Here is a 4886-nt window from a genome sequence, read left to right as displayed (position 1 = left end):
CGTGACCCGTCCGCACCGCGAAAGCAACTCAACCAACTACCTGATCAGACCAGGCCGCAGCCCTGTAGACCGATCATGATCCCTGGGCGCGGACACCCTTCCCTCCTGACCGACACCGTTCCTGCGCGCCGCCTCGCGGCCCGCAGCACGACCCGGGCCAGGTCAACCCCAAACACCGCGCTCACGCCTGCCTCACGCGGTGTGCCCGAGGACCAAATGGTGGGTGCCCGACAGGCGCTGCACCTGGTTGATCAGCCGGTTGCTGAACAGGTGCCCGGCCGACTCCTCGCCGTACCCGTCGATGTGGTCGAACGCGACTGTGGTCCTTCGATGCCCGCACCCGCCAGTCGCGGATTTGGTCGAGGACCAGCTCCTGGTCCTCGACGTCGGCGCGCTTTGGTGCCGAGTCCGAAGTGACGGCGGCCCAAGCGCGGCGCGGGCAGCACGACCGGGGCCACCGGCGCGCCCGGGACGTCGACGACCGGCTGCGCGGCCGCGGCCCGCAGCTTCGGCGCGGGCCTTGGCCGCGGCGGCCTGCTGCTCGCGGACCATGGCCACCGGTGCTTGCGGATCCACGCCTGGGCGGTCACCGTCTCGCGCATCCGCCCAGGCCACCGTACGCAAGCGCACCAGCCGAGGCGGCCGCGCCGCCCGCACCCTCACCAGCGGCGTGGTCCGCGGCCTAGGCAGTGCCCTCGGCAGCGCCGCCGGCACCTGGATCATCTGGTGGATCACCCAGCACTGAGGTGTGCCGGTGTGCGGGACCGGGCCACCGGCCCCGCACACCGGACGCACTGCCCCCATTCCCCGGCTGCCGAAGACGCCGCACGGTGGGCCCGGTGCGTGGACAGTCGTGGCGGGCCTGGACCAGACCGGTTCTTGCCGACCCAGCACCTTCGGTGCCAGGCTCCGGAGTAGGGGGTTCGCCCGGCCAACAGGGTCAATTCGCTGCCGAACCGGCACTGCACGACGCCCGGCCTTCCTCCATGTGGCCAGCCCCGCGCCTGGGCGCGGGCCAGGAAACCGGGGCCTTGGGCTGGCTGGGAGCGGTTGGCCGTGGAGGTCAGTAGCTGTACGGACTCCAGCGGCCGAACCGGGCAAGGAGCGTGCGGGTCTGGTCGGTGTTCAGGCCCAGGGCGGCGGCAACCTGTTCGGGGTCTTGATCCAGGGATGCGTGGGCCGCGGTGTAGCCGGTGCGGCCGGCGAGGATTTCCAGGCGGCGGGCTGCCCGGACCGCGGCCACCGGCGCGTCCTTCGCCAGCTGCTCGATGGCCAGCTCCATGTCGTCCAGCAGTGTCTCCAGCTCGGCCGGGAGTGAGACGGCCCGCCGGTCGATGTCGGTGATGTGCCGGTCGAAGTCGTCCTGGCACCGGTCCGCGTCGTCCAGGCCGGCCTGGTGAAGCTCGGCCTTGCCGATCGCCTCCCAGTCCAGCCGGTGCTCCGGTCCCGCCCAGCCGCACGAGCACACCGCCTGCAGACATGCGGCGCGGGGCGCGTTCGGCCAGCGGCCGTCGTACACACTCCAGTGGGTGACCGTCTGGCCTCCAGCGCCGGAGGCGGCGTCGAAGTACACCGGGCCCGGCACGCTGCCGTCGGCGAGCAGCACGCCCACCCGCCCGCGATGCGAGGCGCCGAACTCGTCCGACTCCCAGGTCTGGTCCATGCGTGGTGTCCCCTACGCTCGACGTGCCCGGGCCACCGGGCCGGCAGCACGACCATCGCGCAACCGGCCCCCGCTCGGCGGGACAATCATCGAAATCCCTCCCCGCGGGGCCAGACCGGCGGTTGGTCCGCAATTAGGCGGTCAGCTGCCTCGGTCCACGGGCTCCACGGCGCACCCATCCCGGTCGGACGCAGACTTCGCGGTCGGGCGCGCATACCCAAGACGCTGCCAAGGGCGAATCTGCCGGGTATGCCAAGAGCCGGGCCCCGAAAGGGGGGCGCCGGCTCTTCTGGGCAGTCTCGCGCGCCAGCACGATCATGCGGGTTTCCCCGGTGATGCCGCGGTTGGAACCAATAGCAATCAGGGGTCCACCGAAGAAAACCCTCGGCAGTGTCTGGATGGTTGCAGCCGAGCGCGGGGGATGGCAAGCACCGCGGGACGAAGACGAGCCAAAGCGCCGATGGTCGACCACCCAGGGTGACAGTCCAGACCGGAAGGGCGAGTACGGGTTACCGTCCGCGCAGATGACCGACCATCACATCACTCGGACGAGTGAATTCAGCGGGTTAGCCGCGACTACACGGAGCGGGACGGGCGCGAGCCAACCGACGCACACGGTCACAGACGGCGCATACGGAGTGGCAGGATGCCCTCGTCTCGCAGCGGCGCCAGACGTTCGAGACGAGCAAGCCGCATGGAACCAAGGGGACTTCGCGCCCCCGATGCGGTGTCCGGTGCGAGCCGGACACCGCCCGAGCATGTCAGGAAGAAACGATGAACGAACCTGCACCCGACCGACGGCCGAACCCAGCCGGGAACGCCGTCGCGGTCGCCGTCTCCACCCTCTGTGCCACCACGCTGGCCGCCACCGGCACCCCGATCGCCGACGCCCTGCTCCTGGTGGCCGGCGCCGGCACGGCCGGCGCCCTGTCCGGACGCCTCAGCAGCGGCAGGCCCGTGCGCGAGGTGATCAGGAACCTCCTCAACTCCCCCAGCTGAGGAAAATTTAGACGTGGGCCGGCCCGAGCAGCCGGTGCCGTACATGGACCGAGCCTTGGGGCGTCTCGCCCTGGGGCTCCGGGCCGCGCGGCAAGCAGCAGACCTCACCTACCACCAGCTGGCCGACAAGACCCCCGGCTTCAGCCGCCCGACCCTGCAACGCGCCGCATCCGGCAAGACCCTGCCGACCAAAGAGACCGTCACCGCCTACGCCAAGGCCTGCGGCATCGACCCCGGCCCGCTACTCGCTTTGTGGGAGATAGCCAGAGCCAAGGAGCGGGTTGTCCGTCTTGGCAGCCCGGCGCCCTCCGTCCGGCAGATCCGGGACGAGGCCGACATGGGCGCGGCCCTGCGCAGACTGCACGTGGAGGCTGGCGCCCCGCCGTACCGGGAGATCGAAAAACGCACCCGGGACGCCGCCGGCGTCGTCAGGGTTCCCCGGAACACCGTGCACCAAGTCCTCTCCCGGCAAAGGTTTCCCAGCTCCCGGGAGCAGCTGCGGGCACTCCTCACCGCCCTCGGGGTCCCAGCCGCCGATCACGAGGACTGGCTGCGGGCCTGGTCCCGCGTCGACCGCCGCCTGCGGTCAGACCGACGCGCGGCCCGGAGCAAAAAGGAAAGAAAGGACCGGCTCCAACGCAGGATCATAGGTGCCGGACAAACCCCGCCCTGCGATGACACGCACCCGCGCCTCGCCCACCACCGGGACCGCTGCACCACCCCTACCGCCCGGCCCTCCGAGGGCATCGCACCGTCCTCGCCCGCGTGGCTGGCCAGCCTGAGCGGCACCCACTCCCAGATCGCCCCGTTCTCCTTCGGGGGACCAGTCGGCACCACGATCAGCCCCGCGTGCCAACAGCCCCGCATGTGGCCACCACCACTGAGCCAGCCCCCCACAGCCGGGCTGACTGACAGACCAAACCCCAAGACCGGCAACCCGTCAGTCCGCGTCCTCCTCGCAGGCCTCGCCACCGATACCTGCAGCAGGCACTACCGAGATGACCACACAGGCACAACACAGGACATCGACAACGCCCAAGAGAAAGCCATCCACCAGCAGATCCCCTCACGAAGCGGGTTCGGGCCGCCCCGGTGGGGCAGGCCGTGGATGACGCTCACGTAGAACACCCCAGCCACGACTCTGCAACTGCCGAACGCGGCCACCGCCAGCCCTGCAAGCTCACAGCTGGCTGCCGCAACCAGGCCGGGCCCGCCCCAAAACGCGGCACGTTCTCCACACCCACTTCCAGGCGTAGCCGCTGGAACCTGACCGGGTGCCGGAACACCCCTGTCCCGGTCGATCGCCCGGCTGGCGCCCCAGTGGAGGTCCCCGAGGGCCCGGCTGGGCCGGGAACGCCCGGGTCTCTGAGTTCCGCCATCGCTCACGCAGCTCGGTCAGCGACCACAGCACCATGCGCTTCGGCGGGCGCGTCCGATCGGCGGCCCGCCGGTCCAGCGCCTTGGCCGCCCGCTCCCTCAGCAGGTGCCCCTGCGTCGACGCTCTCGGTGCGGTTGGGCTAGTGCGATGCGCCGGAAATCTTAGAGTTAAGTTTGCGGCGGGTTGTCGGTGGTTGGTGGGGTGATTTTGGTGAGGTAATCGGCGAGGGAGTTGAGGATCTCGTCGGCGGTCTTGGTCCAGGTGAAGGGTTTCGGGTTCTCGTTCCAGGTCTCGACCCAGGCCCGGATGTCGTCTTCGAGGGCCTTCACCGAGGTGTGGACGCCGCGACGGATGAGCTTGTCGGTCAGCAGACCGAACCACCGCTCGACCTGGTTGATCCAGGACGAGCCCGTGGGGGTGAAGTGGACGTGGAAGCGCGGGTGTCTAGCCAGCCAGGTCCTGATCTCCGAGGTGTTGTGGGTGGCGTAGTTGTCACACACCAAGTGCACATCGAGGTCGAGGGGCACCGCTTTGTCTATGGTGACCAGGAACTTCTTGAACTCGATGGCCCGGTGGCGGCGGTGGATTTCACTGATGACAGTTCCGTCGGCGATGTTGAATGCAGCGAACAGGCTGGTGATTCCGTGCCGCAGGTAGTCGTGGGTGCGGCGCTCGGGCATGCCCGGCATCATCGGCAGCACCGGCTGCGAGCGGTCCAGCGCCTGGATCTGGCTCTTCTCGTCCACGCATAACACCACGGCCCGTTCGGGTGGGTTGTGGTAGAGGCCGACGACATCGACGACCTTGGCAACGAACTGCGGATCGGTGGACAGCTTGAAGGAATCC

4 protein-coding genes are annotated in these 4886 nt (G+C 69.6%); 2 read left to right on the top strand and 2 right to left on the bottom strand.

What is annotated here, in order from left to right; all coding sequences use genetic code 11:
• Positions 1-1063: 1063 nt before the first annotated feature.
• A complete protein-coding gene (locus tag ACFVGY_RS37575) occupies positions 1064-1663 on the bottom strand; it encodes a hypothetical protein (RefSeq protein ID WP_385687034.1) in 600 nt (199 codons plus the stop codon).
• A 774-nt stretch (positions 1664-2437) separates the two neighbouring features.
• On the opposite strand from ACFVGY_RS37575, the gene ACFVGY_RS37570 reads away from it, so the two are divergent.
• Together ACFVGY_RS37570 and ACFVGY_RS37565 are read left to right on the top strand one after the other, a co-directional pair.
• Positions 2438-2662, top strand: coding sequence for a hypothetical protein (locus tag ACFVGY_RS37570; protein WP_385687031.1), 225 nt, complete (start codon positions 2438-2440; stop codon positions 2660-2662).
• 13 nt (positions 2663-2675) lie between these two features.
• Positions 2676-3785: a helix-turn-helix domain-containing protein gene (locus tag ACFVGY_RS37565; protein WP_385687028.1), complete on the top strand. Its 1110-nt coding sequence runs from the start codon at positions 2676-2678 to the stop codon at positions 3783-3785.
• A gap of 422 nt (positions 3786-4207) precedes the next feature.
• Here the strand turns inward: ACFVGY_RS37565 and ACFVGY_RS37560 are convergent.
• Positions 4208-4886: IS630 family transposase (locus tag ACFVGY_RS37560; protein WP_385687025.1), on the bottom strand; the 679-nt coding region annotated here is incomplete at its 5' end.

Source organism: Streptomyces sp. NPDC127106 (genome assembly GCF_042677605.1).
Lineage (GTDB): Bacteria > Actinomycetota > Actinomycetes > Streptomycetales > Streptomycetaceae > Streptomyces.
The sequence above is the reverse complement of the archived record's forward strand: the minus strand, read 5'-3'. Positions and strand labels throughout refer to the sequence as shown.

Bases quoted from the DNA above. Each gene is read 5' to 3' on its own strand.
- ACFVGY_RS37575 (WP_385687034.1), bottom strand. From the start codon at position 1,663: ATGGACCAGACCTGGGAGTCGGACGAGTTCGGCGCCTCGCATCGCGGG.
- ACFVGY_RS37570 (WP_385687031.1), top strand. From the start codon at position 2,438: ATGAACGAACCTGCACCCGACCGACGGCCGAACCCAGCCGGGAACGCC.